This window comes from Listeria fleischmannii subsp. fleischmannii LU2006-1 (assembly GCF_000344175.1).
Taxonomy (GTDB): domain Bacteria; phylum Bacillota; class Bacilli; order Lactobacillales; family Listeriaceae; genus Listeria; species Listeria fleischmannii.
In genome coordinates, this window is record NZ_ALWW01000005.1 from 12,628 (window position 1) to 30,867 (window position 18,240).

Annotated in this window: 20 protein-coding genes and 3 pseudogenes; 6 read left to right on the forward strand and 17 right to left on the reverse strand. The window is 37.6% G+C overall.

Annotation, left to right across the window (positions count from 1 at the left end; translation table 11 throughout):
* Window positions 1–11 precede the first annotated feature (11 nt).
* Window positions 12–344, reverse strand: coding sequence for a winged helix-turn-helix transcriptional regulator (locus LFLEISCH_RS02585; protein ID WP_007472700.1), 333 nt, complete (start codon window positions 342–344; stop codon window positions 12–14).
* 153 nt (window positions 345–497) lie between these two features.
* Between LFLEISCH_RS02585 and LFLEISCH_RS02590 the strand changes: the two genes are divergently transcribed.
* The gene (locus LFLEISCH_RS02590) at window positions 498–845 is read left to right on the forward strand and encodes a DUF6054 family protein (protein WP_007472702.1); all 348 of its coding nucleotides are present in this window, start codon (window positions 498–500) and stop codon (window positions 843–845) included.
* Window positions 846–851: 6 nt separating this feature from the next.
* On the opposite strand, the gene LFLEISCH_RS02595 is transcribed toward LFLEISCH_RS02590, so the two are convergent.
* The 12 genes and pseudogenes from LFLEISCH_RS02595 to LFLEISCH_RS02640 all read right to left on the reverse strand — a co-directional run bounded on the left by LFLEISCH_RS02595 (window position 852) and on the right by LFLEISCH_RS02640 (window position 11,884).
* Complete coding sequence (locus tag LFLEISCH_RS02595; RefSeq protein ID WP_007472703.1) at window positions 852–1,607, reverse strand: TrmH family RNA methyltransferase; 756 nt, start codon at window positions 1,605–1,607, stop codon at window positions 852–854.
* Window positions 1,608–1,882: 275 nt separating this feature from the next.
* Window positions 1,883–2,965 (reverse strand): M42 family metallopeptidase, encoded by a 1,083-nt coding sequence (locus LFLEISCH_RS02600; RefSeq protein ID WP_007472704.1) that lies wholly within the window; start codon window positions 2,963–2,965, stop codon window positions 1,883–1,885.
* A gap of 124 nt (window positions 2,966–3,089) precedes the next feature.
* On the reverse strand, window positions 3,090–4,118 hold the full coding sequence (locus LFLEISCH_RS02605; protein WP_007472705.1) for a glucosaminidase domain-containing protein: 1,029 nt from the start codon (window positions 4,116–4,118) through the stop codon (window positions 3,090–3,092).
* A 258-nt stretch (window positions 4,119–4,376) separates the two neighbouring features.
* Window positions 4,377–4,580 (reverse strand): GW domain-containing glycosaminoglycan-binding protein, encoded by a 204-nt coding sequence (locus LFLEISCH_RS16580; RefSeq protein ID WP_479481405.1) that lies wholly within the window; start codon window positions 4,578–4,580, stop codon window positions 4,377–4,379.
* 89 nt (window positions 4,581–4,669) lie between these two features.
* Window positions 4,670–5,221: a glycoside hydrolase family 73 protein gene (locus LFLEISCH_RS02610; protein WP_479481406.1), complete on the reverse strand. Its 552-nt coding sequence runs from the start codon at window positions 5,219–5,221 to the stop codon at window positions 4,670–4,672.
* Window positions 5,222–5,407: 186 nt separating this feature from the next.
* Entirely contained in the window at window positions 5,408–6,040 is a 633-nt protein-coding gene (locus LFLEISCH_RS02615; protein ID WP_007472706.1) for an NAD(P)-dependent oxidoreductase, read from the reverse strand.
* A 59-nt stretch (window positions 6,041–6,099) separates the two neighbouring features.
* On the reverse strand, window positions 6,100–6,531 hold the full coding sequence (locus tag LFLEISCH_RS02620; protein WP_007472707.1) for an Rrf2 family transcriptional regulator: 432 nt from the start codon (window positions 6,529–6,531) through the stop codon (window positions 6,100–6,102).
* A 67-nt stretch (window positions 6,532–6,598) separates the two neighbouring features.
* A pseudogene (locus LFLEISCH_RS02625) lies at window positions 6,599–7,611 on the reverse strand (glycosyltransferase family 2 protein).
* Between the two features lie 12 nt (window positions 7,612–7,623).
* Window positions 7,624–8,607, reverse strand: coding sequence for a glycosyltransferase family 2 protein (locus tag LFLEISCH_RS02630; RefSeq protein WP_007472710.1), 984 nt, complete (start codon window positions 8,605–8,607; stop codon window positions 7,624–7,626).
* An 82-nt stretch (window positions 8,608–8,689) separates the two neighbouring features.
* Entirely contained in the window at window positions 8,690–9,082 is a 393-nt protein-coding gene (locus tag LFLEISCH_RS16330; RefSeq protein WP_338151539.1) for a GyrI-like domain-containing protein, read from the reverse strand.
* Window positions 9,070–9,306: a hypothetical protein gene (locus tag LFLEISCH_RS16335; protein ID WP_338151540.1), complete on the reverse strand. Its 237-nt coding sequence runs from the start codon at window positions 9,304–9,306 to the stop codon at window positions 9,070–9,072. The genes LFLEISCH_RS16330 and LFLEISCH_RS16335 overlap by 13 nt, the downstream gene beginning before the upstream one ends.
* Window positions 9,307–9,644: 338 nt before the next feature.
* Window positions 9,645–11,884, reverse strand: a pseudogene (locus LFLEISCH_RS02640) (ATP-binding cassette domain-containing protein).
* Between the two features lie 122 nt (window positions 11,885–12,006).
* Between LFLEISCH_RS02640 and LFLEISCH_RS02645 the strand changes: the two are divergent.
* On the forward strand, window positions 12,007–13,044 hold the full coding sequence (locus LFLEISCH_RS02645; protein WP_007472713.1) for a S66 family peptidase: 1,038 nt from the start codon (window positions 12,007–12,009) through the stop codon (window positions 13,042–13,044).
* 6 nt (window positions 13,045–13,050) lie between these two features.
* Here the strand turns inward: LFLEISCH_RS02645 and LFLEISCH_RS02650 are convergent, their stop codons facing one another.
* The 4 genes from LFLEISCH_RS02650 to LFLEISCH_RS15575 all read right to left on the reverse strand — a co-directional run bounded on the left by LFLEISCH_RS02650 (window position 13,051) and on the right by LFLEISCH_RS15575 (window position 15,387).
* Window positions 13,051–13,518, reverse strand: a complete 468-nt coding sequence (locus LFLEISCH_RS02650) for a threonine/serine exporter family protein (protein WP_007472714.1) — start codon at window positions 13,516–13,518, stop codon at window positions 13,051–13,053.
* Window positions 13,519–13,532: 14 nt separating this feature from the next.
* Complete coding sequence (locus LFLEISCH_RS02655; RefSeq protein ID WP_007472715.1) at window positions 13,533–14,291, reverse strand: threonine/serine exporter family protein; 759 nt, start codon at window positions 14,289–14,291, stop codon at window positions 13,533–13,535.
* 110 nt (window positions 14,292–14,401) lie between these two features.
* A complete protein-coding gene (locus LFLEISCH_RS15570; protein WP_206538438.1) occupies window positions 14,402–14,989 on the reverse strand; it encodes a reverse transcriptase family protein in 588 nt (195 codons plus the stop codon).
* Window positions 14,990–15,072: 83 nt separating this feature from the next.
* Window positions 15,073–15,387: an RNA-dependent RNA polymerase family protein gene (locus tag LFLEISCH_RS15575; RefSeq protein WP_206538439.1), complete on the reverse strand. Its 315-nt coding sequence runs from the start codon at window positions 15,385–15,387 to the stop codon at window positions 15,073–15,075.
* 355 nt (window positions 15,388–15,742) lie between these two features.
* Here LFLEISCH_RS15575 and LFLEISCH_RS02665 point away from each other — a divergent pair.
* The 4 genes and pseudogenes from LFLEISCH_RS02665 to LFLEISCH_RS15360 all read left to right on the forward strand — a co-directional run bounded on the left by LFLEISCH_RS02665 (window position 15,743) and on the right by LFLEISCH_RS15360 (window position 18,184).
* Window positions 15,743–16,248, forward strand: a pseudogene (locus LFLEISCH_RS02665) (RNA polymerase sigma factor).
* Window positions 16,238–17,098, forward strand: coding sequence for an anti-sigma-V factor RsiV (gene rsiV, locus LFLEISCH_RS02670; protein WP_007472716.1), 861 nt, complete (start codon window positions 16,238–16,240; stop codon window positions 17,096–17,098). Before LFLEISCH_RS02665 ends, rsiV begins: the two are co-directional and overlap by 11 nt.
* Window positions 17,099–17,113: 15 nt before the next feature.
* The gene (locus LFLEISCH_RS02675; protein ID WP_007472718.1) at window positions 17,114–17,977 is read left to right on the forward strand and encodes a polysaccharide deacetylase family protein; all 864 of its coding nucleotides are present in this window, start codon (window positions 17,114–17,116) and stop codon (window positions 17,975–17,977) included.
* Window positions 17,978–18,019: 42 nt separating this feature from the next.
* Window positions 18,020–18,184 (forward strand): hypothetical protein, encoded by a 165-nt coding sequence (locus LFLEISCH_RS15360; protein WP_159099754.1) that lies wholly within the window; start codon window positions 18,020–18,022, stop codon window positions 18,182–18,184.
* The last annotated feature ends 56 nt before the right edge of the window (window positions 18,185–18,240 follow it).

Below are 18,240 nucleotides of genomic sequence, written 5' to 3' on the forward strand. Positions count from 1 at the left end.
TTATTATCGCATTAGGCTTCCACTTTCTCAAGTGCAATCCATTTATCAGCCCAACACTGAACTTGCTCCATTACTTCTTTAAGGTCTCTGCCTTTGTCAGTTAAATCGTATTCAATTCGAACGGGCGTTTCTGGATATACGTGACGTGTCACGATTTCCATTTCTTCAAGCTCCTTCAAACGTTCTGCGAGTACGCGGTCACTCATTTGCGGAATCTCACTTGCCACTTGCTTAAACCGCTTCGGACCTGTAAGTAAGACATTGATAATGAGCCCAGTCCAGCGTTTGCCAAGAAGTTGGAAGGCTGTTTCAAACTTTGGACAAACTTTGTGCGCTTCATTCATAACTTTCACCTCTCCACATATTGTAACATAAATCACTTCAGAAAGTAACTAATAAATACTAACTAACTTATTTTTAGTAAGTTTTATTTTACGATTGAAATATTTATTTTTTGGGCATACAATAAATGTAACTTAAATAGGAGGGTGAAAAATATGCCAGTTCATCGTTATGTTGTGAAAAGTTCTGTTTTAGAAACTATGGAGATGATTAAACTGTCTCAAGCTGCGAATCCCCCTATTTTTGAAGAAATTCGTAGCTTTCAAGACGGAAAAACCTTGGCGACTTTAGCCTATGAAAAATATTATTTTCGGGCTAGTAATCGTGCTGCTCTTTTTATTACCATCCATAATTTCCACGGAGAAGCTGAAGTGACCGCTGTTTCAACGGGAAGCTCGGATAGCTTCCTCTTTAACCTTGACTTCGGAGCAGCAAATCATTTTCTTCGGGGAGTAAAAAAAGCGATTTCTCCTGTTCTAATTAGCGAGACTAGGCTAAGTTAAGCCATTTTAATCTCTAAGTTGATACATTAAAATTCCAGCCGCAATCCCCACGTTTAAGGATTCTGCTTGTCCGAAAATCGGGATAAACACTTTCTTATGAATTCGTTCCGCGATATCAGGCGAAATCCCCTTTCCTTCATTTCCTACAATAAGGGCTAATGTTGTTTGTTTTGGTATTGTGTCGTATATTTTCGCATGCTCATCGAGAAAGGCGCCAAAAATCGGAACCCCTTCTTCTTCCAGTTGGCCTATCCACTCCACTAAATCCCCTTGAATAACTGGGATATGGAAGTGGCTTCCTTGTGTACTGCGAATCACTTTTGGATTATATAAATCCGCGCTCCCCTTACCTAAAATGACTGCATCATACCCCGCAGCATCTGCTGTACGAATTAATGTTCCAACATTTCCGGGATCTTGCACACCGTCAGCTAGTAAAAATTTTTTCCCATATAAAAGTAAAAGTTCCGGCTCCATCATTTTGACAACAGCAAAGATTCCCTGCTCGGTTTTCGTTTCGCTTAAAAAATGACTGACTTCCTTAGAGATGCAAAACGCCTCTATATGTTCTGACAAGTTTTGCGGCGGCGTAATGTCCTCGGAATACATAACTTCTGTCACCAGTCCATCTTGATTTAGTGCCTCTTCAACAAGGTGAAAGCCTTCCACAATGTACTTATTCGTTTTTTGCCGACCTTTTAAAGTAAATAATTTTTTCCATTTTTTAACACGTTCATTTTTAATTGATTGTATAACCGTCATTTCAGTCCTCCTGTAACATTTTTGTAATGAAAAAGTGATTTTACAAAACTAAATTTGTTTAGCATGATTTCGCCTGGTAGTCCTAAAGACTCACAACTATCGTTTTAACTCCCTTTTTCAATATAAATAAAAAGAAGTGCTCTTCGCACTTCCGAGAGTATGGCAAACGGTAATTTTCGATTTAACTATTCTTCGTATTCGTCACGGCTAAGCCGAATCTTACCGTTTATCATTCAAAAGTTCCAATTTAAAACGCGAACTCTTTAGATCGCAGATTAATTTTGGAAGGTAATTTTTTCAACAGTCTCTTTATCTAAACGTTTCACAACTTCTGTAATTAATTTGACGGCAACATCAAAATCATCCCGATGTAGAATCGAAGAATGAGAATGAATGTAGCGCGTAGCAATCGTAATTGGTAATGACGGGACCCCGTTACCAGTTAAGTGCATAGGGCCTGCATCAGTTCCGCCACCTGGAATCGCTTCAAATTGATATGGAATCCCAAGTTCATCAGCCACATCTGTCACAAAATTGCGTAAGCCGCTGTGGCTAACCATCGTTGCGTCATAAATGACAATTTGTGGTCCCTCACCCATTTTGCTTTGCGCTTCTGTTGGTTTAATGCCCGGTGTGTCTCCGGCAATACCAACATCAACAGCAAAACCAATATCTGGTTGAATCAAATGAGCCGATGTACGTGCGCCTCTTGTTCCTACTTCTTCTTGAACAGAACCGACACCGTAAACAGTATTCGCATGCGCTTCTTTTTTTAGATTTTTTAACACTTCAATAGCAATGGCTAAACCGATACGGTTATCCCAAGCTTTTGCAAGTAAATATTTTTCATTTTTCATCACGGTAAAATCAAAAGCTGGCACAATCATATCACCAGGTTTAATCCCAAAATGTTCTGCCTCTTCCTTATCTTTTGCACCAACATCAACAAACATCTCTTTAATATCAAAAGACTTTTGACGTTCAGCCGCTGTCATAAGATGTGGAGGTTTGGAGCCAATAACGCCTATTATTTCTTCGCCGCTTCTTGTTACCACAGTAACCTTTTGAGAAAGCATAACATGTGGTACCCAACCACCTGTTGTTTGAAATTTAATAAATCCTTTTTCATCAATTTGTGTCACCATGAAGCCAACTTCATCCAGATGACCTGTAAGCATAATTTTAGGTCCATCTTCTGAACCTTTTTGAATTGCAATACTACTTCCAAGACCATCATGTATAATTTCATCCGCATAAGGTGTTATGTAATTTTCAAATACTTCGCGTACTTCTCGTTCGTTTCCCGGAATCCCTTTTGCCGTTGTTAAATCTTTTAACATTTTTAATTGCTCGTCCAAAAAAATCCCTCCTATAAAACCTATTCAATCCGTATTATAACAGAAAAATGGAGAAGCGCCTACTTAAAAACAAAAGTTGAAAATATAGAACTTTACAATTGTCCTAATTTTCAACTTTCATTAATTATAGAGCTTTGGCAAAATTGGCAGATGCAACAAGCGTAATCATACTCATGACTTGATTATGTCGTTCTGTTTCTGTTGAATTCGCGAGCATCGCCGGTTCACTGGTTCGCCCTGAATCAAATACGAATTTTGATGTAGCGTGATTTGAGAGAAATGCCGTCTTATCTCGCAAGGGAGACTGGCTATCTGAGCTATATAGCACTTCAATTTTATCGCTTTCCACCCAGCCATCAATTTGATTAAATAGTTCCACTTGATACCAAATTTTGCTATTTTCAACCTTCACTTCCCGCTCGATTTCAATTTGCGGGCTGACGCCTTCTGAGAGGCTTGCAATCAGTTTTGCATCTTTTGTGCCACTTGGATTGCTCCAAATATCCACTTTTTCCCCCATCTTCACTTGGCCTAGGGCATGAAAAACTTTATCCGATGTTTTCTCTGCGTAAGCTTCTTTAATGTTATCATACTGAGCTAAATTGAATTTTTCAATGACTTCGATTAGCTTTACAGAATAATTAGGGTCCGTTGAATAGCCCGTGTAATCTAAAGCTTTTGCAGCAACACGATAATTCGTTTGGTTAATTAAGCCTTTATATAAATCTTTATTCCAACTCGGGCCATGGGCAAATAAGATGGCGTGATCATTTAACGATTCGTACCACGTTGGATAAGCTTTAAAACTCGCTTTTGTCCCAACATAGCTGACTCCGTTATGTTCTTTCGTCGCCATTACTATTGTATTTCCCTTAAACGACCCTTTGATTCCAAATAAATTCTTCCCTTTTTGCGCAAGCTCACTTTTTCCCCAGTTTGATTCGAGAATTGCTTGAGAAATGGTAATACTTGCTAAAATCCCATGTTTCTTCTGTACAATCTCTGCGTGCGGCGCAATCTCATTAATAAACGCTTGTTGCGTGGAAGTAGCGGGGCTAATACTAGCCTTAACTTGCATAGGGAGAGCCATAGCTGTGATAGAAAGGCTGATTATACCTATTTTCAGCAAGTGCTTCTTTGCAATATGTAGCATAATGAATTTTGCACATCCTTATCCTTTTTTAGTTAACGTTCCAAGCCTATAAAAACATGTGTTCTTTTATAGCAACCACTTCATTCTAACAAAACTTTTGTGTAATATATATTTCTTTTAGATGACAAAAATAACAAAAATGTAAAATCCCTTGCTACTAAATACTTCTCTCTTTAAAAAAAATAATGGAAAATGCAAAAAAAAGAGCATGAATAAGTCCTTTTACCTACTAATAAGACAACAAATTCATGCTCTTTTTTATTGAATTTTGATAAAATCTACCTTTATCCAACCAATAACTTTTTCATCTATAGCGAATTGATACCACTTTCCACTTGAAGTCACAGCTTCTTGAACAAGTTTTAAATCATCACGTTTATAATACTGAATATCCTCCACTTTTTGTGCGCCAACTAAACCATACGGGAGCGTCCAAATCGTAGCATTTTCCTCACTATTCACTTTCGCCCATTTTGAAATTTTTTGGTTCGTGATTAGCTTATCTTGAATATTATCATAGATGTGTAAATTATATTTTTCAACAATTGAGATTAGTTTAGCGGCATAATCTGGATCAGTGGCGTAGCTGCTTTCATAATTTCTTGTGCGGCTATTTTATAATCTTTTGCCCCAAGTACTCCGTGATACTTTGTTCTTGACCAGGATGTGCCATTTACGAATAACTGCGCATGATCATCAAGCGATTCATTCCAATTCGTGTACTTACGAAAATTCGCTTTAATTTCAATCCATTTTCCGTCCGCAAATTCTTTAGTTGTCATGCTGACAATAGGTTGACCGCTTCTGCCTTTTACTCCAAAGAGGTTGTTAGCTTGGCTAGCGAGTTCACTTTCTCCCCAGTTAGATTCAAGAATAGCTTGCGCGAGTGTAACACTCGTTAAAATTTGATGTTTCGCTTGAATTTCCTGTGCATGCTTTGAAAGTTGATTGATAAATTTCTCTTCTTTTGTATTAAAAGCGGGTTCTGGTGCTGTTAAATCAAGATAGGTCTCTCGTATAAATGATGCGATGACGCCTATTAAAATCAGACTAATGAAAATTCCAATAGCTGTAAAAAGTTGACGTTTCTGCTTTCGTTTCATTTTTTTTCGCAACCGTTCAGTTCACACCTTTCCTTTTCACATCCCTCTTTTACCTTACGTTAAAAAACTTTTAAAAGCAATCCATCTCAAGTCTAGTTCTTTAAAATTAAACTTTTCTTTAAAAAAATCTAAACGACATAATCCGTTTAGATTTTTTTACTTTATTATAGAAGAAACTAGAATATTTTACTTATTACGAACAGTAAAACGTGCTTGTTTATAGTTTTCTTTTTCCACTTCGTCTAACATTGCGACCGCAAAATTAGCATAGCTAACTTCGCTTTGGCCTTTTTCATCAACTAAAAGCTGATTTTCTCCAAGTATATAGTTACCCGTTTTTTCCCCATCAGGATTAAAGAAAGCAGATGGACTCATGTAGGTCCAGTTTACATCTTTGTCCGTTTGTAATTCATCAAAAGCTTCGCCCATATTACGAGCAGTTGCTAAGAAAGGAGCGGGGAAATCTTCTGTATCCATAAGACGCAAGGTCTCATCTTTATCCACATATAAGCTACCTGCCCCACCAACAATAAGTAAGCGTACCTTTTTCCTTTTTAAAATAGCGCGTAAATGCTTTAACGAAGTTTGATGTAGTTCCTCGTGATTCATTTGCGCATTAAAGGCATCTACAACAACATCTTGATTCACTAAATCCTCTGCTGTTAAATCAAATAAATCTTTTTCTAAAATCCGAACATTCGGGTTTGTTATTTTATCTTTTTGTCGAACAATCGCTGTCACATCATGACCACGTTCATAAGCCTCTTCTAAAATTTGATTGCCTGCCTTACCATTTGCACCGATAATTGCGATTTTCATACTATTACCCTCCTAATTTGCAACTTTAAAAGTTACATTTAAATTATAATTTTGGCAAGTCATTCGTTTTGACCTGCCCTATCTGTAATTTTTTGAATGGTGTCCTCTAATGTCACTTGACGTAATTCATCTTCCATTTTTTGTTGTGCCGAAAGAAAAGAGTCTTCAAGTGCAGCTTGAATATTTGCTCCTACAACACAATTTGGATTAGGGTGTTGATGGACGTCGAAAATTGCTTCTTTTCCTAAAACCGCATCATAAATCGCATAAAGTGTGATTTCATTCGGTTCTTTGGCTAATGCCGTTCCACCAATTCCTGGTCTTGAATGAAGCAACTGTGCTTTTTTTAAGCGACTCATTAAGCGCCTAATGACAACTGGGTTTGTACCCACACTTGCAGCAATAAAATCTGATGTAATTTGCTTGTCACGGTTTAAGTAAACAAGTGTTAAAATATGCACCGCAACACTAAAACGTGTAGAAATGGCCATTTCCTCACCTCTTTGTAACTATTATAATTACAAATTAAATCATTGTCAACAAAAAAAGATGAGAGCCTCATCTTTTTCCTAAAAAACGTTTACTCGCTTTCAAAAGAAACCATTCTAGGCTCGCCATTTGGAAGCGGATATGTGCATTTTGAATGATATAGCGGAACATTTTTTGCTTTGTTTTGGGGAGGTTTCGATCGCGTTCGTTTGAATACTTGTTGTGACATAGTCTGAAACCCACTTTTGGACCGTAAGATAGTCCTCCTTTTTCGCCAAAAAAAGCCATTCAATCATTGAAAATAAATCGATTTCAAGATACTTTTGTTCTTTTTTAAAACGGAGGTCATGGTTTTCGTGGTCTAAAAAAGCTTGATCTGAAACTAAAAGAGCGTCTAAGCGGTCTCGCACCATTTTAAGATTGTTTTTTTGTTGCGTAATCGATTTATTTCCGGAGACGCGGTGGCGCCAGTAATAGCCAACACTTCTTAAAATATTAACATGTTCCGCTTTTAAGTATGCAGGAATCACGACGGGAATATCCTCATATGTCTTACCTTCTGGAAATTGGAACTTATTTTCGCGCCAAAACCTGGCACTGTAAATTTTGTTCCAGCTCGTCGTATCGTATAATAATTCAGGTGTTTCAAAAATTGTCGTATTTAGCTTATCCGCCACCATAAATCGTTCGTGTAACACAGAACGGTATACATCTTCACCTGAAAGACGCGCCACACCAATGGTTACAATATCTGCGCAAGAAAGTTGAATGGTTGCCATCATTTTTTTATACATATCGCGGTCAATCACATCATCGCTATCAACAAAGGCAATAAAATCGCCTGTTGCAATTTTAACCCCATCATTTCTTGCTGCAGAAAGACCCCCATTTTCTTTTGTAACAAGTTGTATCGAAGGGTACTTTTGTTTTAATTTTTCTAATTTCTCCCCTGTATCATCTGTTGAGCCGTCATTTATTACAATAACTTCTAAATCTTCATAGGATTGATTCATTACAGAGTCAATACATGCTTCAATATAACTTCCAACATTGTATGCTGGAATAATGACACTTACCTTCATAGCCCTCTCCTTTTAAAAACCCGTTTGTTTTCTTCTTTTTTCAAACGGCACTTTCCAAACTAAATCCCCAAGCCGAACAAAGCCTCTTAAATAAAGATGAATCGCTAGTGCCTTAAGTTTTGCAGTTGCTCCGCTCCCAGACCTATACCCATTTTTCCACCATTTGGGAAATTCCGTGTTCATCGTTTTTCGCACAATTTGAAGCGCTTCTTTACGCTCCTTAATTCCTTCTAAATAAATAATTTTCCGAAGAACAGTCCGGTAAACAAGATGTTCCATGTAAAGTGTTTCCACTTCTTTTTTATGTGGCTCATAGACTTGTAATTTTTCTAACTCCACTTTTACATTTTCTAACATCGGAATGACATCCAAAAATTTCGTATCCTTTTGTAAATTGGATTGTGAATCTGCGCGGTCCGTTACATAGTAATAAAGCGCATCTTCAATTTTAACAGGATTCATAGCGCGCAGTACCACTACAGGAACTATACCGAGGTCCTCATACCAGAAACCTGTTTTAAAACGTAGATTTTTCCATAATGAAGCGGTGTAAAACTTATTCCACGGAACACTCCCGGCATCTGTTAAAAGATACCCACTGTTACGCGGTATGTACTGCATATCTCCATCTTGATTTATATTATTAGATGTGAAAATCACTAAATCTGCCTTCGTTTTATCTACTGTTTCAAGACACTTTTCTACTAGATTGGTTGCGATATAATCATCACTGTCGACCATAATAAGATAGTCGCCTGTCATTTCGTCTAAACCGGTATTTCGTGCGGCGGCCTGACCACCGTTTTCTTGGGTGATAATACGTATTCGAGAATCATGCCATGTTTTTAAGAGCTCAGAAGAACCATCTGTCGAACCGTCATCAACAAGGATAATTTCTAAATGTGTATACGTTTGTTGTAAAATACTTTCTACACAACGTTCTACATAATTTTTTACATTGTAAACAGGAACAATAACACTGACTAAAGGTTGCATAAAACGTCTCCTCTTAGAATAAATTCACCCTTTAAGAATACCTTTTCCAAATGATTTTGTCTAATTCTATTTTAGTGATTCGTTAAACAGTAATTTTAAATCGCAAAACGGTTTTCATTTTTTCTGGTGCGGTTTTCCGTGGATCTGATAAATAGATTTCTTTATGGTCTTTTGATTGGCGTGACCAATCATTCTCTACACAATACGCTTCCATTTTTTCAAAAGAAGCTGGTTCTGTATCAAAAGGACCAACATGGAGCATTTGGACGCTTAGTCCTTCCTGAATGGTTTCAAATTGCAGGTCTTCTAGTAAATGATGCGGAATTTTTTCAGCAAAGCGCGGTTTTAATTCTTCAAAAAGGGTTGGCGTCACAAAATGAGGTTGGCGGATCATAATTCGGTATTCAAATAAGCTTTTATCAAGTGGCTCGTCATCGCGCTGACTTGTTGTCCATTCTCCTTCTAGTGGATACACGGTATATTCAAAGTAACCATCTGGAACAACGCCTTTTTTAGGTAGCATCCGTATGGTGTAGGAAGCGGCGTAAAGGCTTCTACTCGCTCTTTAAAGGCACTTTCGTTTGGGTCGCCATGTCCTTTTATTGTGATATAATTCATTGCTTTCACATCTATTTTCATAGGTTTATTTTTGGGAAGATAAAGTTCTTTTTCACTTTTTCGCCATTCATATTTTGTCATTAGTTCATCATCCTTCCGTGTCAAAAAAATTTAGATGGAAGCGATTCCGCTCCTACTCCCATCTTATCTTAAATATGATTTTCTGTCGACTAAAGTTTCCATATAAAAAGCGCGAAGCATGTAGCTTCGCGCCAACTTGTAGAAAAACTCAAAGTTTAAGCAAAACAAAACGATTCTCACCACAATCAGACTGCTGACAAATGGTGAGATTCTAGGCAGTGCCGAGTACCGGAGCGGAGCGTACTCGAGTACGTGAGCACCGGAACGGAGGGCACTAACAACGAAGATTGCCGTTTGTCAGCAGTTTGACGCGAAGCATGTAGCTTCGCGCTTTAGTACTAAATAAACTTCGCTGTAATCGATTCAGGTACTTTTGTTAAATCGCTTGGTTTTCCTGCAAAAAGGATTTGGCCGCCTTTACTTCCGCCTTCTGGGCCAACATCGATAATCCAGTCCGCTTGTCTAATAATGTCTAGATTATGTTCGATAACAATGACTGTATTTCCTGCATCCACTAAACGATTCATAATTTCAATGATGTGTTTTGTATCAGACATATGAAGTCCTGTTGTAGGTTCATCCATAATATAAATACTACCCTTTTTATGCAGTTCAGTAGCAAGTTTTAACCGCTGACACTCCCCGCCTGAAAGGTACTTAATGCTTGGCCAAGTGTTAAATATCCAATACCAACATCTTCCATTGCTTGAAGTTGTTTCGTTATTTTCTTTAATTCAAAAAAGGATAGGGCATCTGAAACGGTCATTTCAAGCACATCACTAATGGTTTGACCATTTAGTTGATATTTTAACACCTCTTCTTTAAAACGTTTTCCAGAACAAGCTTCACACGGCGTTCGGATGGCATCCATGAAAGCCATGTCCATCGCAATATAACCAAGTCCTTTACATTCTGGACAGGCCCCTTTTGAATTGTAGCTGAAAAGAGATGGGCTGACATCATTTTCTGTTCCAAAAAGTTTTCGGATGCTATCCATAATGCCTGAATAGGTGGCCGGGTTGGAACGAGAATTTGCATGAGCAGCGGACTGGTCAATCACTATCGCTTCTTCGTACTGTTTTCTAAAGATTCCATTGATAATGGTACTCTTTCCTGAACCTGCCACACCTGTAATCACACTTAAAACGCCCGTCGGCACTTCTAAGTTTAAATTTAGGACATTGTGTAAGCTGGTTTTTTTCACGGGTAAAAAGCTTTGAGGTTTTCTGACGTTTTCTTTTATCGCTTCATGATGACCCATAAATTTCCCGGTTAAGGTATCGCTTTTTAAAAGCGCGTCGTAAGTACCTTGGAATGTAACCGTACCACCATTTTTTCCTGCATGTGGTCCTATATCGATAATGTGATCCGCAATTCGAATGACATCCGGGTCGTGTTCCACAACAAGAACGGTATTGCCTTTATCGCGTAACTTTTCTAATAACTCATTTAAACGATGCACATCACGTGGATGGAGCCCTATACTTGGTTCGTCAAAAATATAAATCATATCCGTTAAACTGCTGTTTAAATGACGAACCATTTTGACTCGCTGTGATTCCCCGCCTGAAAGCGTGCTCGTCTCACGGTCTAATGTCACATAGTCTAAACCAATATCAATTAAATGAGTGACCCGCTCCATAATGCTTGCTTTTGTAGCTTCTGCATAAGGATTGTTGACTTTTTCAATATTTTTCACGATGTCATCCAGTTGCATAGACATATAATCTGCAATATTGAAGCCATCAATGCGGCAAGCGAGCACTTCTTTTGAAAGTCTTGCCCCGTTACATTCATCACAAGGCACTTCAGTTGTATATTGATCCACTTGTTTTTTAGTTCGTTCTCCCATTTCACCATCTTTTTTTAAATAGAGACGATCGAATTTTTGAATTAGGCCTTCGTAGGTCGAATTAATTGGACCGCCAGCCGTTTCAAGTACAAATTTTTCGGTTTTTCCGTTCAATAACTTTTCCATTTCTTCAGAAGAATAATCTTTTAGTTTTTTATCCAAGTCAAAATAACCGGATAAAGCGTATATATTCCAATACCAAGAACCGACTGAGAAATTGGGAAATTGTATGGCTCCCTCATTTAGTGATTTGGAATAATCTAGAAATTTTTCCATATCGAGTGTAATTTTTCGCCCGACTCCTTGGCAAGCTTTGCACATCCCGCTCGGATCATTAAAAGAAAACATGCTAGCTGGACCTACTTCTGGCTTCCCAATTCTTGAAAAAAGCACACGAAATAGCGGATTAATATCTGTAATCGTTCCAAGAGTTGAGCGAGAATTACCACCAATCCGTTTCTGATCAATAATAATAGAGGCGCCGAGACCACTTATACCATCAGTATCTGGCTCTCGGTATTTCGGCAAGAAACCACGAACAAACGCGCTGTGCGTTTCATTCAGTTGGCGCTGCGATTCCGTGGCAACGGTTCCAAAAACAATAGATGATTTCCCGGAACCAGATACACCCGTGAAGATTGTAATTTTCCGTTTTGGAATACGAACGGAAATATTTTTCAAGTTGTTTTCTCTGGCACCTTTAATTTCGATATATTCTTGTGTCATGTCATTCCCCCTACCATTATTTCCTGAATGAAGCCATCAGGACTAATCATTTTACCTAAAAGTCCCCCCTCTGTCAATCCAAAATATGTTAAAATAGAAAAAAAGTAAATAGGAGGGAAAACATGCTCAATTTACAAAAGCCACCTCGGTTAAAAAAAGGAGATACCGTTTGTACAATTAGTTTGTCTTGGGGTGGTGCCGGAGACAAAGAACTCATACACCGCTACAAAGCAGGCATTGCGCGCCTAAAAGAACACTACCAGCTTCACGTTGTGGAAATGCCACATACACTTTCTGGCTCTGATTACTTATATCATCATCCTGAAAAACGGGCAGAAGATTTAATGACGGCCTTTAAAGACCCTAAAATAAAAGCCATCTTTAGTTGTATAGGCGGAAACGATAGTATTCGAATGCTACCTTTTATTGACTTTTCTGTTATTAAAGCGAATCCTAAAATTTTTGTTGGCTACTCAGATTCGACCATCACACATTTAATGTGCGTTAAAGCAGGCATTTCTAGTTTTTATGGGCCGGCAATTTTGAGTGATTTTGCAGAAAATGTGGCCTTTCCTACGTTTACTAAAATTAATTTTGGCGAACTCACTTTTTCCCCAAGTCCGCGTTTTCGCTTTGAAACGGCTGACGAAATAACAGGTGAGTATTTGCCATGGGTTTCGGAAAATGAGAAAACTGCGCGCAAATTTGTGCCAAATGATGGATACGATGTTGTGCAAGGTCAAGGTGTTGTATCGGGCCCACTCATTGGTGGTTGTATGGAAGTGCTTGAAATGGCCAAAGGAACGACTTTATTCCCTGCATTATCGCAATTTGACGGGGCTATTTTGTTTTTAGAAACATCTGAAGTGAAGGCTAATCCTTGGTGGTTTGAGGACCAACTTCGAAACTACGGAATGATGGGTGTTTTAGAACGAATAAACGGGATTGTTTTTGGTAAGCCAAAGGAAGGGGTGCACCAGGCGGCATATCGCGAACTCACTTTAAAAGTGTTAGCCGAGTTCTCACTACAACATTTATCTGTATTTTTTAATGCCAGTTTTGGTCATAATGAACCTAAACTAACCCTCCCTTACGGACGTATCGCCGAATTAAATCCTCAAAACAAAACTTTCACATTACTTGAACCAGCTGTTTTATAATGGCTGTTAGCTCGTTGTTCGGATAGTTTTTATTTGATTCATGATTGGTTTTAAAATGACCAAAAAAAGAATATTGCCAATGGTAATCCCACAAGCAAGCGCAACGGAAGAACTAATAACATCGAAAAATGTAGCGGCAGCGGATGCTGTTTCTCCCATAAAAAGCTCTTTAAAAACTTCATAAAAGGTAATGCCGGGTACAACTGGCACGAGCCCCGGAATAAAGTAGACGGTTGAGGGGAATTTGCGAATATAGCTGTAGGCGAAGCTAAGCGTACTCAAAATTAACGAACAAAAAAAGCTTGTGATAAAAACGCCGTATCCGTTTGCGCTTAAGAAATAATAGCCTAGCCAACCCGCTCCGCCAACAATCCCCCCGGCGATAATGGTTTTATTCGGAATACGGCATAAAAATCCGAACGAACAAGAGGCTATAAAACTAAAAATAAAGTGATAAAGAATCGTAAAAATCATGTTTATGCCTCCTTTTAATTCACCATTAAAATAACGAGTGCTACCCCACAACCTAATGCGGCTGCGATAAATAAACTTTCAAACAAACGAATAATACCTGAAATATAATGTCGCGCCATTAAATCGCGTATCGCGTTTGTGATGCCAATACCCGGCACAAGTGGAATGACGGTGCCTATCATCGTTAAATTGATATTGGTCCCAATAAAAAGATGAATAAAATAGCCGACTACCCCCCCAATAAATGTCGATAAAAATTCAAAAATAAAAGGATAATCCGCAAGATTTGATAATTTTTGAAAAATAAAATAAGCTACCATGCCTGAAACCATACTACTTGGCAAATCGGTCCAATTTCCACCAAATATAAGGACAATCGAACCACTTAATAATCCTGTGAAAAAAAGCTGTTTATAAAGCGCATCTTTTGACGTATCAAGATCCAACTGCTTTAGCTTGTGATACATATCTAAAAGCGAAATCTGATTGCTCGTATAGTCACGCGAAATTTGGTTGACAGACACCACTTTCTCTAAATTATAACCGCGCGTATCAATTCGTAAAAAACTACTTTCATGTAGATTGGTTTTCACAAAAACGCCGGATAGCGTGACATATGTATAATAGCTTTTTGCCGCGTCGTCCCCTAGGCTCTTACGAATAATTCGCTCCATTGTATCTTCGACGCGTGACGTTTCAGCGCCACTTTCAAGTAGGATTTTCCCAGTTAAAAGCGTTGTCTGAATAATAAATTCATTTTCACTAACTCCCATTTTTACCCCACCTTTGTTAATCCCTCTTTCATTATATTTCTTGCCCTTCATTTCGTCAAAATTGGGAGAAACACTGCTATTTTCCTTTTAAAAAGCTCATGACACTATTGTCATAAGCCCTTGATTTTTTCACGCCAATTTAGAAATTCCTTATCATTTGGATTCGCACATAAAATATGGTTGATTTTTCCTAATAATACGAGCTGATAACGTTTAACTGCCTCTTTTGAAATTTCGACTTCATTTAATTGCTGTATAAAAGCTAGGTGATTACGTAAACCAAATCGGCTCACATAATAAGCTTCTTGTCTCACCTTTTTGCGATAAGCTTTTGACACTTGTACTTTTTCATTCACGATTAGTCCAGTAACTTTTTGTTGCATTTTTCTCGTAAGCACTTTTGTTTTCGCATGATTCACACTAAAATTCATGTCATTTAAAAACATTTTTGCCTTACGATACATATAAGCTGTATCAAAATCCCCAGAAAATGTCATATCATCGGAATAACGCGAATAATTTATTCCCATCTCACTTGCCAATTTCCCCATATAGTCATCAAACGGCTTCATCACAATATTTGAAATTGCTGCAGAAGTCGGAGCACCTTGCGGAAGTGCGTCATGATAACAACATAAACTAGTAAGCAGCCCACTTATTCGCTTAGGAAAAATAGCTTTTGGAAATGCATAATTCATCACATCTGGGAATAAAATACTTCCAAAAAAAGTCTTCAATATCTAATTTTAATATGTATTTTTGTCTCGCATGTTTGGCCGCGTTAAAAAAAAATGCTTCCCTCATTTTTATAGGCCGTCGCAAATGGAGAAACTTGCCGTTCATTTAAAAGCGAAACCAAAATGCGTCTTTGCACGCCTTTTAATAATGGGCTTGGCGCATAAATGTTGCGCATTTGGCCATTTCTTTTTTGAACCGTAAATGTCTTATAATGATTTTCTAAATGGTTTGAGATGGCGTATAAAGTAGCTAATTGCTTTTCTTTTGGCCATGCCGAGGGACCGAGTAGTCGAAGGGAGTATAAAAATTCACTCAGTTGTGCATCTGTCGCATAGCCAAATACTTCTTGATGATTCAATGCCTTCTCCTCTTTTCAAATAAGAATTTAAAGAGGCAAAACGAAAAACCGATCCATCAAATGCAGAGGTGTACTTGCCACTTGGCGAGGCACATGAAATGTGCTGTAGTACACCTTCGCATTTGGTGGCTAATCTATACATTTCTAAATCCAGATGACGACTCGCCATCCTCGCCTATTCGGTTAATAGACATCCTTTTGCCTCTCAAAAGAAATTATAACATACCTCTGTAGGTTAAGCTGTGCAAAATCTGATACGATAAGAAAGAAAAAAACTTTTTTTTAAAAAAAAAGCAAACTTTTTGTTAGCGTCACGCGTCTAATTAATATATGCATATTGAGGGGGCCCCCGTTCATGGAAGAAGAAATCCGCGAGCATTTTGTCGAATGCGTCACACACTATCAGTCCGACTTCTATCGTCTTGCTTATAGTTATGTTAAAAATGAAGCAGACGCGCTTGATATTATCCAGGAAGCCATTCAAAAAGGGCTTATCAACTTAAAAAAGGTACATAATCCAGAAGCTATTAAGAGTTGGTTTTACAAGATTATCATTCATACAGCCATTGATTTTCTACGTAAAAAATAAAAAAATTAAAAATTGTTGATGGTGAAACGATGGAGCGGCTTCATCAACAGCATGAAGACCGTTACGAAAATCTTGACTTAAAAGAAGCTTTAGAACGGCTTCCCATTAAATATAAAACGGTGATTGTCTTGCGCTATTTTGAAGACTTACGGATTGATGAAATTGCTGAAATCCTAGGAAAAACAACTAGTACAACAAAAACAAGGCTTTATAAAGCTCTTCAATTATTACGAATGGATATTGGCAAGGAGGAACTATTCGATGATAAATAAAAAAATGGCAAAGCTACGACAAGAATATAAAAATGTACCTATCCCAGATGAATTAACAGCTCTGGTTCAACAAGCCGTTCAAAAAAAGCCTAAGAAAAGTTACCCTTTCTTACTGTGGGGCACTTGTAGCGCAGCTGTTATTTGTCTCATCTTTACATTTACAGTGGTGACAAATTCAACTGTCGCGAATGCCATGCGTAACGTTCCAGTTTTAAATCAAGTTGTTGCTGTTTTAACCGGACAAACTTATGCGGATAAATCTAAAAATACAGAAGCCGATATTAAAACGCCTAAAGTAGAAGGACTTGCCGATTCAGAACTTGAAAAACAAATTAATGACCATTATATCAAAACAAGCGAGGAGCTTTATAAAGAATATAAATCCTATGTTTCGAAAAAAGGAGAACATTACGCTGTTTCGAGTTCTTACGATGAAATTTTAAATACAGAAAGACTTTTAGTTGTTCGCTTCAGTGTCGAAAAGACTATGGCAAGTAGCTATACAGAAAATGAATATATTACACTCGATAAAAAAGAACAAAAACTAATTGGCCTACACAATTTATTTAAAGACGGGGATTACACTACCATCATTAAAAATTATATTCTGCAAGAAATGAAGAACGAAATGAAACATGATCCGAATAAAATTTACTGGGATGAAAGTGAAATCAGCCCCGCCATGACAGCAGAAAATCTAGAAAACCACTTTTATATTAATGAAAAAAATAAACTTGTCATTATGTTTAATGAATATGATGTCGCGCCTGGTTATATGGGACCTGTAGGATTTATTATTCCAACCAAAGTGATTGAAGATGAACTTATTAATCACGACTATATTAAATAAAAGGAGTCGTATAACATGCGAAAAAAAAGAAAGACTAAAAAAAAGGTAGGATTCCTTTTTGTAATCCTACCACTTGTCCTCATAGTAATAGCAGGATTATGGTTTTGGAAAGCACCAAGTCCTGTTACAAGTAAAGCCATTACCCATGATACGGTGACAAAAAGTGTAGAGCAAAAGCAGCCTTCAGAAAAAGTCGATAAGAAGAAGGGAGCTAAGCCTAAAGAACAAAATGCTAATCAAAATCAGTCGCCTGAAAAAATTGATGGCCGAACGGTTTTCTTAACTTTTGATGATGGACCAAGCCCACACTTTAACCAATTTATAGACACTTTAACTAATGAGAAAGTTCCTGCTACCTTCTTTTTTATCGGAAATAGCTTGCAAAATGCCAATAAAGAAGCTTTGTCTCGTTTGAAAAATTCGCCATTTCGAGTTGGTCTACATAGTTATACACATGATGCGAAATTGCTTTATCGTAAGCAAAACCCTACTTTCTTCCCCGAAATGGAAAAATTAAGTAAAGAAATTCAATCACTTACAGGGATTTCGACAAAACTTATGCGCGCCCCATACGGAAGTACCTACTTAACAGATGCAGCCTATCAGAAAGTAAAAAGAGAGGGTTATCATTTGCTTGACTGGAATATTGATAGTAATGATTGGCGCTATAAAGATGATTCCACGCGTGTCGTTCAATCTGTCATGGCTCAAGTTAAAACATTAAAATCCCAAAATATACCACTCATTATTTTATTCCACGAACGTCCAAATACACTTAAAGCTTTACCTACTATTATTCAAGAATTAAAAAAACAAGGCTACCATTTTAAAGCTTTTGACGCTTCAACGCCTTACTATCATAACTTCAAAGAACATTAATTGATTATTCTGTATGAAATTTTATCCAAAGGGGGCGTTTCAATGAAATTACTTGTTCTTGGTGGTAAATGTTTACTCATTTTATTTCTTATCCTTTCCATTTTATGTTTAGCAAGCGTACCAGTTGCGCATGAGTTCACTGAAATAAAACCTCTCTTCTCTTCCACTTTTATAGAAAGAATATCATTTTTTACTAGCTTAAAATAACTACTTGGAATGATTCTATGCTATAATTTTTGGGTAAAGAACAACATCATGGAAGA

Coding starts and splice junctions, on each gene's coding strand:
- LFLEISCH_RS02630 (WP_007472710.1), bottom strand. CDS start 8,607: ATGCAACCTTTAGTCAGTGTTATTGTTCCTGTTTACAATGTAAAAAAT.
- LFLEISCH_RS02655 (WP_007472715.1), bottom strand. CDS start 14,291: ATGGGAGTTAGTGAAAATGAATTTATTATTCAGACAACGCTTTTAACT.
- LFLEISCH_RS02620 (WP_007472707.1), bottom strand. CDS start 6,531: ATGGCCATTTCTACACGTTTTAGTGTTGCGGTGCATATTTTAACACTT.
- LFLEISCH_RS02585 (WP_007472700.1), bottom strand. CDS start 344: ATGAATGAAGCGCACAAAGTTTGTCCAAAGTTTGAAACAGCCTTCCAA.
- LFLEISCH_RS02595 (WP_007472703.1), bottom strand. CDS start 1,607: ATGACGGTTATACAATCAATTAAAAATGAACGTGTTAAAAAATGGAAA.
- LFLEISCH_RS15570 (WP_206538438.1), bottom strand. CDS start 14,989: ATGAATTATGCATTTCCAAAAGCTATTTTTCCTAAGCGAATAAGTGGG.
- LFLEISCH_RS02645 (WP_007472713.1), top strand. CDS start 12,007: ATGCTCAATTTACAAAAGCCACCTCGGTTAAAAAAAGGAGATACCGTT.
- LFLEISCH_RS02605 (WP_007472705.1), bottom strand. CDS start 4,118: ATGCTACATATTGCAAAGAAGCACTTGCTGAAAATAGGTATAATCAGC.
- LFLEISCH_RS02675 (WP_007472718.1), top strand. CDS start 17,114: ATGCGAAAAAAAAGAAAGACTAAAAAAAAGGTAGGATTCCTTTTTGTA.
- LFLEISCH_RS02650 (WP_007472714.1), bottom strand. CDS start 13,518: ATGATTTTTACGATTCTTTATCACTTTATTTTTAGTTTTATAGCCTCT.
- LFLEISCH_RS16335 (WP_338151540.1), bottom strand. CDS start 9,306: ATGACAAAATATGAATGGCGAAAAAGTGAAAAAGAACTTTATCTTCCC.
- LFLEISCH_RS02610 (WP_479481406.1), bottom strand. CDS start 5,221: ATGAAACGAAAGCAGAAACGTCAACTTTTTACAGCTATTGGAATTTTC.
- LFLEISCH_RS02615 (WP_007472706.1), bottom strand. CDS start 6,040: ATGAAAATCGCAATTATCGGTGCAAATGGTAAGGCAGGCAATCAAATT.
- LFLEISCH_RS02590 (WP_007472702.1), top strand. CDS start 498: ATGCCAGTTCATCGTTATGTTGTGAAAAGTTCTGTTTTAGAAACTATG.
- LFLEISCH_RS15360 (WP_159099754.1), top strand. CDS start 18,020: ATGAAATTACTTGTTCTTGGTGGTAAATGTTTACTCATTTTATTTCTT.
- rsiV (WP_007472716.1), top strand. CDS start 16,238: ATGATAAATAAAAAAATGGCAAAGCTACGACAAGAATATAAAAATGTA.